This is a genomic window from Streptococcus sp. SM3 (assembly GCF_027497875.1).
In genome coordinates this window covers 1-10,346 of record NZ_JAJNSA010000086.1, presented here as the reverse complement: position 1 = coordinate 10,346, position 10,346 = coordinate 1, and the positions used below count along the sequence as shown (strand labels likewise).

The window sequence follows — 10,346 nt, the reverse complement described above, 5'->3', positions numbered from 1 at the left end:
TGGGTGGGTTTTTTGTGTTTTAAGGAGACTATTAAACCATAATTTTTGATTAATAGTATTATTTTAAGAGAAAAAATTTCAATTTCATAAACTTTAGGCAAACGCTTGCATTCTATTTTTTATTGGATTATAATAGGTTGGTATAAAGCCTTTTGTAGTAATAAAATGTAGAAGGTATAGAAAGTAAGGATTTAGAAGACTTGTGTTTGAAAATACGATTTTCTATTCCTTACCATAGGGAGATAGATATGGCAATGATAGAAGTGGAACATCTTCAGAAAAATTTTGTGAAGACTGTTAAGGAACCGGGATTGAAGGGGGCATTACGCTCCTTTATTCATCCTGAAAAGCAGACCTTTGAAGCGGTCAAGGATTTGACCTTTGAGGTGCCAAAAGGGCAAATTTTGGGTTTTATCGGTGCTAATGGTGCTGGGAAGTCAACAACCATTAAAATGCTGACCGGGATTTTGAAACCGACATCTGGATTTTGCCGGATTAACGGCAAGATTCCACAGGACAATCGCCAAGATTATGTCAAAGATATTGGAGTGGTCTTTGGGCAACGTACCCAGCTATGGTGGGATTTGGCGCTACAAGAGACCTACACGGTCTTGAAAGAGATTTACGATGTGCCAGATTCGCTCTTCCATAAGCGTATGGACTTTTTGAATGAAGTCTTGGATTTGAAGGACTTTATCAAGGACCCCGTGCGGACTCTTTCACTGGGACAACGGATGCGGGCGGACATTGCAGCTTCCTTGCTCCACAATCCCAAGGTTCTTTTTCTAGATGAGCCGACTATTGGTTTGGATGTATCGGTCAAGGATAATATTCGTCGCGCCATCACCCAGATCAATCAAGAGGAAGAGACTACCATTCTCTTGACCACTCATGACTTGAGTGATATTGAGCAACTTTGTGATCGGATTTTCATGATTGACAAGGGGCATGAAATTTTTGATGGAACGGTGAGTCAGCTCAAGGAGACCTTTGGCAAGATGAAGACTCTTTCCTTTGATTTGGTGCCAGGTCAAAGTCATCTAGTTTCTCACTATGAAGGTCTGCCTGATATGACCGTTGATAGACAAGGAAATAGCCTCAACATTGAGTTCGATAGTTCTCGCTACCAGTCAGCTGACATTATCAAGCAAACCCTGTCTGATTTTGAAATCCGCGATTTGAAAATGGTGGATACAGATATCGAGGATATTATCCGCCGCTTCTATCGAAAGGAGCTCTAAGATGGTCAAATTGTGGAGACGTTATAAACCCTTTATTAATGCAGGGATTCAGGAGTTGATTACCTATCGAGTCAACTTTATTCTCTATCGGATCGGCGATGTCATGGGCGCTTTTGTGGCCTTTTATCTCTGGAAGGCTGTCTTTGATTCTTCGCAAGAGTCCTTGATTCAGGGCTTTAGTATGGCAGATATCACCCTCTACATCATTATGAGTTTTGTGACAAATCTTCTGACTAGGTCAGATTCGTCCTTTATGATTGGGGAGGAGGTCAAGGATGGTTCCATCATCATGCGCTTACTGAGACCAGTGCATTTTGCGGCCTCTTATCTTTTCACTGAGCTTGGTTCCAAGTGGTTGATTTTTATTAGCGTTGGCCTTCCATTTTTAAGTGTCATTGTTTTGATGAAAATCTTATCTGGGCAAGGGATTGTAGAAGTGCTGGGATTAACTGTCCTTTATCTTTTTAGCTTAACGCTGGCCTATCTGATTAACTTTTTCTTTAATATCTGCTTTGGATTTTCAGCCTTTGTGTTTAAAAATCTATGGGGTTCTAATCTACTCAAGACTTCTATAGTGGCCTTTATGTCTGGGAGTTTGATTCCCTTGGCTTTCTTTCCAAAGATTGTTTCAGATATTCTGTCCTTCCTGCCTTTTTCATCCTTGATTTACACTCCGGTCATGATTATCGTTGGGAAATACGATGCCAATCAGATTCTTCAGGCACTCGCTTTGCAGTTTTTCTGGCTCTTAGTGATGGTGGGCTTGTCTCAGTTGATTTGGAAACGAGTTCAGTCATTTATAACCATTCAAGGAGGTTAGTATGAAAAAATATCAGCGAATGCATCTGATTTTTATCAGACAATACATCAAGCAAATCATGGAATACAAGGTCGATTTTGTGGTGGGCGTGTTAGGAGTTTTTCTGACTCAAGGCCTGAACCTCTTGTTTCTCAATGTCATCTTTCAACATATTCCATCCCTAGAAGGCTGGTCCTTCCAAGAAATTGCCTTTATCTATGGTTTTTCCTTGATTCCAAAGGGCTTGGACCATCTCTTTTTTGATAATCTCTGGGCACTGGGCCAACGTTTGGTGCGAAAAGGGGAGTTTGACAAGTATCTGACTCGTCCTATCAATCCTCTCTTTCATATCTTAGTTGAGACCTTTCAGATTGATGCTTTGGGCGAACTCTTGGTTGGTGGGATCCTACTAGCGACAACGGTATCTAGCATTGCTTGGACTCTTCCAAAATTCCTGCTTTTCCTAGTTTGTATTCCTTTTGCGACCTTGATTTATACTTCCTTGAAAATCGCGACAGCCAGCATCGCTTTTTGGACCAAGCAGTCAGGAGCAATGATTTACATTTTCTATATGTTTAATGATTTTGCCAAGTACCCGATTTCCATTTACAATTCGCTCCTTCGTTGGTTGATTAGCTTTATCGTGCCTTTCGCTTTTACAGCCTATTATCCAGCTAGCTATTTCTTACAGGAAAAGGATGTGTTCTTTAACATTGGAGGTTTGATGTTGATTTCCCTGGTCTTCTTTGTCATTTCCCTTAAACTTTGGAGTAGAGGATTGGATGCCTACGAAAGTGCAGGTTCGTAAATAATAGAATATCAAAGCCTTGTCTTGGGACAGGCTTTTTTAACAGAGATGAAAATTTCTTGACACCTATTCTTAGAGTGCTATACTGTAAGTGTAATCGCCGATTTAGCTCAGTTGCTAGAGCAAGGCACTCGTAAAGCCTAGGTTAAAGGTGAACATATGACTGAAGATTTGCAAAATTAGATATGTAGGAAATAACCGTTAAGACTAGTTCTTATCGGTTATTTACTTTGTTTAATAGTATTGTTATTGTATCAATTATGTCTATTTTTGTGATGTTGCTGGTGTTCTAAGTGATTGCTACTATTTTTGATGGTGTGAATGTGCTGATAATGTATCTCAGTTAAGTACGAAATTTTTATATCTTTTTTAATACATATTAAAAACAAAATTAATATCCCTTAATTTTTCTTGACTTAAATTTTTTTAATTGATATACTATTTTTCAGAGAGCTAACAATTATATATAAATGTACTACTCTATTTCCTAGATAACACTTAGTAAAACTTTTTATAACAAAGGCTAGCAAAGTTAAAGTTTTCTATCTATTGGAAGTTAAATAAATATGTAAGGAATTAAAATGAAAAAAAGTACAGTATTGTCATTAACCACAGCTGCAGTTATTTTAGCAGCATATGTCCCTAATGAGGTAGTCTTAGCAGATACATCTAGCTCTGAAGATGCTTTAAGTATCTCTGATAAAGAAAAAGTAGTAGATAAACAAAAAGAAAACAAAGAAAAACATGAAGATATTCATAATGCTGTAGAAACTTCAAAGGATACTGAAGAGAAGAAAACAACAGTTATTGAGAAAAAAGAAGTTGTTAGTAAAGAATCTGTGATAGACAATAAAACTAACAATGAAAAAGCAAAAATCAAAAAAGAAGATTCCAATCAATACAAAGGAGATAATGTAGACTCGTCTGCAAGTAAAGATACGGAAAGTCCCAAAAAAGAAGATAGACTTGTCTATATTGCTGAATTTAAAGATAAAGAATCTGGAGAAAAAGCAATCAAGGAACTATCAAATCTTAAGAATACAAAAGTTTTATATACTTATGATAGAATTTTTAACGGTAGCGCTATTGAAACAACCAAAGATACTCTGGACAAAATTAAACTAATAGAAGGTATTTCATCGGTTGAACGGTCACAAAAAGTCCAACCTATGATGAATCATGCTAGAAAGGAAATTGGAGTTGAGGAAGCTATTGATTACCTAAAATCTATCAATGCACCATTTGGGAAAAATTTTGATGGTAGAGGTATGGTCATTTCAAATATCGATACCGGGACAGATTATAGGCATAAGGCTATGAGAATCGATGATGATGCTAAAGACTCAATGAGATTTAAAAAAGAAGACTTAAAAGGTACTGATAAAAATTTCTGGTTGAGTGATAAAATTCCTCATGCTTTCAATTATTATAATGGTGGTAAAATTACTGTAGAAAAAGCTGATGATGGAAGCGATTATTTTGATCCACATGGGATGCATATTGCAGGGATTCTTGCGGGAAATGATACTGAAAAAGATATCAAAAACTTTAACGGAATAGATGGAATTGCTCCTAATGCACAGATCTTCTCTTATAAAATGTACTCTGACGCAGGGTCTGGGTTCGCAGGAGATGAAACAATGTTTCATGCCATTGAAGATTCCATCAAACACAATGTTGATGTTGTTTCGGTATCATCTGGCTTTACAGGAACAGGTCTTGTAGGTGAGAAATATTGGCAAGCTATTAGGGCGTTAAGAAAAGCAGGCATTCCAATGGTGGTAGCTACGGGTAACTATGCAACTTCTGCTTCAAGTTCTTCATGGGATTTAGTAGCAAATAATAATCTGAAAATGACCGACACTGGAAATGTAACACGAACTGCAGCACATGAAGATGCGATAGCGGTAGCCTCTGCTAAAAATCAAACAGTTGAGTTTGACAAAGTTAAGATTGGAGGAGAAAGTTTTAAATACAGAAATATAGGGGCCTTTTTCGATAAGAATAAAATCATAACAAACGAAGATGGTTCAAAAGCTCCTAGTAAATTGAAATTTGTATATATAGGCAAAGGTCAAGACCAAGATTTGATAGGTTTGGATCTTAAGGGCAAAATTGCAGTAATGGATAGAATTTATACAAAGGATTTAAAAAATGCTTTTAAACGAGCAACGGATAAGGGCGCACGCGCCATTATGGTTGTAAATACTGTAAATTACTACAATAGAGATAATTGGACAGAGCTCCCAGCTATGGGATATGAGGAGGATGAAGGAACTACTAGTCAAGTTTTCTCAATTTCAGGAGATGATGGTGTAAAGCTATGGAATATGATTAACCCTGATAAAAAAACTAAAGTCAAAAGAAATAATAAAGAAGATTTTAAAGATAAATTGGAGCAATACTATCCAATTGATATGGCAAGCTATAATTCTAATAAACCGAATGTAGGTGACGAAAAAGAGATTGACTTTAAGTTTGCACCTGACACCGACAAAGAACTGTATAAAGAAGATATTATAGTCCCAGCAGGGTCTACATCTTGGGGGCCAAGAACAGATTTACTTTTAAAACCTGATGTTTCAGCACCTGGTAAAAACATTAAATCCACTCTCAATGTCATTAATGGGAAATCAACTTATGGTTATATGTCAGGGACTAGTATGGCAACTCCAATCGTGGCAGCTTCTACTGTTTTGATTAGACCAAAGTTAAAGGAAATGCTTGAAAGACCTGTATTGAAAAATCTTAAGGGAGATGACAAAATAGATCTTACAAGTCTTACAAAAATAGCCCTACAAAATACTGCACGTCCTATGATGGATGCAACGTCTTGGAAAGAAAAAAGTCAATACTTTGCATCACCTAGACAACAGGGGGCAGGGCTAATTAATGTGGCTAATGCATTGAGAAATGAAGTCGTAGCGACTTTTAAAAATACGGATTCTAAAGGTTTAGTAAACTCTTATGGTTCTATTTCCCTTAAAGAAATAAAAGGAGATAAAAAATACTTTACCGTTAAGCTTCACAATACATCAAACCGACCTTTGACCTTTAAAGTTTCAGCATCAACCGTAACTACAGATGCTCTAACTGACAGACTCAAACTGGATGAAACATATAAAGATGAAAAATCTCCAGATGGGAAGCAAATTGTTCCAGAAATTCACCCAGAAAAAGTCAAAGGAGCAAATATCACATTTGAGCATGACACTTTCACTATAGGACCAAATTCTAGCTTTGATTTAAATGCGGTTATAAATGTTGGAGAGGCTAAAAACAAAAATAAATTTGTAGAATCATTTATTCATTTTGAGTCAGTGGAAGAAATGGAAGCTCTGAACTCCAATGGGAAGAAAACAAATTTCCAACCTTCTTTATCGATGCCTCTAATGGGATTTGCTGGGAATTGGAACCACGAACCAATCCTTGATAAATGGGCCTGGGAAGAAGGGTCAAAATCAAAAACAATGGAAGGTTATGATGATGATGGTAAACCGAAAATTCCAGGAACCTTAAATAAGGGAATTGGTGGAGAACATGGTATAGATAAATTTAATCCAGCAGGAGTTATACAAAATAGAAAAGATAAAAATACAACATCCCTAGATCAAAATCCAGAATTATTTGCTTTCAATAACGAAGGGATCAACGCACCATCATCAAGTGGTTCTAAGATTGCTAAAATTTATCCTTTAGATTCAAATGGAAATCCTCAAGATGCTCAACTTGAGAGAGGATTAACACCTTCTCCACTTGTATTAAGAAGTGCAGAAGAAGGATTGATTTCAATAGTGAATACAAATAAAGAGGGAGAAAATCAAATCGACTTAAAAGTCATTTCGAGAGAACACTTTATTAAAGGAATTTTAAACTCTAAAAGAAATGATGCAAAGGGAATCAAATCTTCTAAACTAAAAGTTTGGGGTGACTTGAAATGGGATGGACTCATTTATAACCCTAGAGGTAGAGAAGAAAATGCACCAGAAAGCAAGGATACCAAAGATCCTGCTACTAAGATAAGAGGTCAATTTGAACCGATTGCAGAAGGTCAATATTTCTATAAATTTAAATATAGATTAACTAAAGATTATCCATGGCAGGTTTCCTATATTCCTGTAAAAATTGATAACACAGCCCCTAAGATTGTTTCGATTGATTTTTCAAATCCTGAAAAAATTAAGCTGATCACAAAGGATACTTATCACAAGGTAAAAGAGCAATACAAGAATGAAACGCTATTTGCGAGAGATCAGAAAGAACATCCTGAAAAATTTGACGAAATTGCCAACGAAGTTTGGTATGCAGGAGCCGCTCTTGTTAATGAAGATGGAGAGGTTGAGAAAAATCTTGAGGTCACTTATGCAGGTGAGGGTCAAGGAAGAAATAGGAAACTTGACAAAGATGGAAATACCATTTATGAAATTAAAGGTGCAGGAGATTTAAGAGGAAAAATCATTGAAGTCATTGCACTAGATGGCTCTAGCAATTTCACAAAGATTCATAGAATTAAATTTGCTGATCATGCTGATGAAAAGGGGATGATTTCCTATTATCTAGTAGATCCTGATCAAGATTCATCTAAATACCAAAAGCTTGGCGAGATTGCCGAATCTAAATTTAAACATTTAGAAAATAGAAAAGAGGATAGTCTTAAAAAAGATGCAACTGAAGTAGAACATCATCAAGACAATGAAGAGGCTACCGAAGAAAAATCTAGCTTTACTATCAATAAAGCCATTTCAACAATTAGAGACTTTGAAAGCAAAGACTTAAAGAAACTCATTAAAAAGAAATTTAGAGAAGTTGATGACTTTACAAGTGAAACTGGTAAGAGAATAGAGGAATACGATTATAAATACGATGATAAGGGGAATATCATTGCATATGACGATGGTAGTGCCTTAGAATATGAAACTGAAAAACTTGACGAAATCAAATCAAAAATTTATGGTGTTCTAAACCCGTCTAAAGATGGACACTTTGAAATTCTTGGAAAGATAAGTAATGTTTCTAAAAATGCCAAGGTATATTATGGCAATAATTATAAATCGATAGAAATCAAAACGACCAAGTATGATTTCCACTCAAAAACGATGACATTTGATTTATACGCTAATATTAATGATATTGTGGATGGATTAGCTTTTGCAGGAGATATGAGATTCTTTGTTAAAGATGATGATCAGATAAAAGCTGAAACTAAAATTAGAATGCCTGAAAAAAATAAGGAAACTAAAGCAGAATATCCCTATGCATCAAGTTATGGGAATGTAATAGAATTAGGAGAAGGAGATCTTTCAAAAAATAAACCAACCAATTTAACGGACATGGAATCTGGTAAAATCTATTCTGATTCAGAAAAACAACAATATCTATTAAAGGATAACATCATTCTAAGAAAAGGCTATGCACTAAAAGTGACTACCTATAATCCTGGAAAAACGGATATGTTAGAAGGAAATGGAGTTTATAGCCAGAAAGATATAGCAAAAATCCAAAAGGCCAATCCTAATCTAAGAGTCTTATCAGAAAAAATAATTTATGCTGATAGTAGAAATGTTGAAGATGGAAGAAGTACTCAATCCGTATTAATGTCGGCTTTGGACGGCTTTAACATTGTAAGGTATCAAGTGTTTACATTTAAAATGAATGATAAAGGGGAAGCAATCGATAAAGATGGAAATCTTGTGACAGATTCTTCTAAACTTGTATTATTTGGTAAGGATGATAAAGAGTATACAGGAGAGGATATGTCCAATGTAGAAGCTATAAAAGAAGATGGCTCTACGTTATTTATTGATGCAAAACCAGTAAATCTTTCAATGGACAAGAACTACTTTAATCCATCTAAATCTAATAAAATTTATGTACGAAATTCAGAATTCTATTTAAGAGGTAAGATTTCTGATAAGGGTGGTTTTAACTGGGAGTTGAGAGTTAATGAATCGGTTGTAGATAATTATTTAATCTACGGAGATTTACACATTGATAACACTAGAGATTTTAACATTAAGCTTAATGTTAAAGACGGTGACATCATGGACTGGGGAATGAAAGACTATAAAGCAAATGGATTTCCAGATAAGGTAACAGATATGGATGGAAATGTTTATCTTCAAACTGGCTATAGCGATTTGAATGCGAAAGCGGTTGGAGTACACTATCAATTTTTATATGATAATGTTAAACCAGAAGTAAACATTGATCCTAAGGGAAATACTAGTATCGAATATGCTAAGGGAAAATCTGTAGTCTTTAATATCAATGATAAAAGAAATAATGGATTCGATGGTGAGATTCAAGAACAACATATTTATGTAAATGGAAAAGAATATAAATCATTTGCTGATATTAAACAAATAGCAGATAAGACACTAAACATTAAGATAGTTGTAAAAGATTTTGCAAGAAATACAACCGTAAAAGAATTCATTTTAAACAAAGATACGGGAGAGGTGAGCGAACTAAAACCTCAGATGGTAACTGTGACCATTCAAAATGGAAAAGAAATGAGTTCAACGATAGTGTCGGAAGAAGATTTCATTTTACCTGTCTATAAGGGGGAATTAGAAAAAGGCTATCAATTTGATGGTTGGGAAATTTCTGGTTTCGAAGGGAAAAAAGACACTGGCTATGTTCTTAATTTATCAAAAGATACCCTTATAAAACCTGTATTCAAGAAAATAGAGGAGAAAAAGGAGGAGGAAAATAAACCTACTTTTGATGTATCCAAAAAGAAAGACAACACACAGGCAAATCCTAGTCAATTAAATCAAAGTCATAGAAAAGAGGACTTACAAAGAGCAAATCATTCACAAAAATCTGATTCAACTAAGGATGTTACAACTACAGTTCTTGATAAAAACTTTGAAAATAATAAGGAAGTCCATCTTAATGAACAAGCGAACATAGCTAATAAACATACTAACATTGATAGTAAGTCGGATACTAACCATTCTGACAGGTTGCCAAAAACCGGAACAGTTAGAGCAGTTCTTACACCATTTATTGCTGGAATATTGTTTATAGTAGGAGCGCTTCTTGGATTGAAGAAAAAAGATCAAGATTAAGATAAAAACTGTAGAAAAAATGTTTATGTGTTGAGATTAGATACTGTGATGGTTAAACAGTTTGTTGACAATTACTATTTAATACTTAATTCTTAAGTTTACATTGACAATTATACACTCTTAGAATGTATTAATGGCCTTCATTTAGATAACAAAAAATCTTCTTATTACAGATAGGAAGATTTTTTGAATTTTACCAATTTCACAAAATACAGTATCGAACTATATATTTAAAATTGTGCTTTTACAATTATAGTAAAAACTCAAGATTTATTTGAAGAAGTACAGACTAATTTTCTCAAATTGAATCCTAACAAGCGTGAAATAATATCTTGATTTAATCACTTTTTGGTTATTTATTTTAAGTATAGTCTATATGCAATATGATAAGTAAATACGCCTATTATAATTTTTATAAATATAAG

4 protein-coding genes are annotated in these 10,346 nt (G+C 34.8%); all 4 read left to right on the top strand.

The window, feature by feature from the left end; translation table 11 throughout:
• Positions 1-248 precede the first annotated feature (248 nt).
• The 4 genes from PAN06_RS10845 (at position 249) to PAN06_RS10830 (ending at position 9,921) form a co-directional block, all read left to right on the top strand.
• Positions 249-1,241, top strand: coding sequence for an ATP-binding cassette domain-containing protein (locus tag PAN06_RS10845; protein WP_261181583.1), 993 nt, complete (start codon positions 249-251; stop codon positions 1,239-1,241).
• Between the two features lies 1 nt (position 1,242).
• The gene (locus tag PAN06_RS10840) at positions 1,243-2,061 is read left to right on the top strand and encodes an ABC-2 family transporter protein (protein WP_269796305.1); all 819 of its coding nucleotides are present in this window, start codon (positions 1,243-1,245) and stop codon (positions 2,059-2,061) included.
• A gap of 1 nt (position 2,062) precedes the next feature.
• Positions 2,063-2,848 (top strand): ABC transporter permease, encoded by a 786-nt coding sequence (locus PAN06_RS10835; RefSeq protein ID WP_125458295.1) that lies wholly within the window; start codon positions 2,063-2,065, stop codon positions 2,846-2,848.
• A 581-nt stretch (positions 2,849-3,429) separates the two neighbouring features.
• Positions 3,430-9,921, top strand: a complete 6,492-nt coding sequence (locus PAN06_RS10830) for a S8 family serine peptidase (RefSeq protein ID WP_269796304.1) — start codon at positions 3,430-3,432, stop codon at positions 9,919-9,921.
• Positions 9,922-10,346: the final 425 nt, after the last annotated feature.

Bases quoted from the DNA above. Each gene is read 5' to 3' on its own strand.
- PAN06_RS10845 (WP_261181583.1), top strand. From the start codon at position 249: ATGGCAATGATAGAAGTGGAACATCTTCAGAAAAATTTTGTGAAGACT.
- PAN06_RS10840 (WP_269796305.1), top strand. From the start codon at position 1,243: ATGGTCAAATTGTGGAGACGTTATAAACCCTTTATTAATGCAGGGATT.
- PAN06_RS10835 (WP_125458295.1), top strand. From the start codon at position 2,063: ATGAAAAAATATCAGCGAATGCATCTGATTTTTATCAGACAATACATC.
- PAN06_RS10830 (WP_269796304.1), top strand. From the start codon at position 3,430: ATGAAAAAAAGTACAGTATTGTCATTAACCACAGCTGCAGTTATTTTA.